Source organism: Halorubrum saccharovorum DSM 1137 (assembly GCF_000337915.1).
Lineage (GTDB): Archaea > Halobacteriota > Halobacteria > Halobacteriales > Haloferacaceae > Halorubrum > Halorubrum saccharovorum.
In genome coordinates this window covers 1-255 of the sequence record NZ_AOJE01000035.1, presented here as the reverse complement: position 1 = coordinate 255, position 255 = coordinate 1, and the positions used below count along the sequence as shown (strand labels likewise).

The 255-nt window shown below is 63.9% G+C and carries 1 protein-coding gene; it reads right to left on the bottom strand.

Annotated features, from left to right (window positions below; genetic code table 11):
- On the bottom strand, positions 1–255 hold a 255-nt coding region (locus C471_RS08420), incomplete at both ends, for a hypothetical protein (protein ID WP_004048167.1).

Here is a 255-nt window from a genome sequence, read left to right as displayed (position 1 = left end):
TCGACACCGGCCTCGGTGTTACTGTCGAGAACGTCGTTGTTCAGTGCGTCGAGCAGCTGATCGGTGGAGCTGTCCTCACCAGTCGCCTCAAGGAGGCCGGACAGACCACTCGCGTCGATCTGGTGGACGACCCGGTCGCCCTCAGCGATGTCGCCGCTCTGGGTAACGTTCTGCCCAACACGGGCGTTCAGCGCCTCCACCGAGTCGTCAGCGTCGAGAATGTCGCTGGCGACACCGTCAGAGACGGTCCACGTG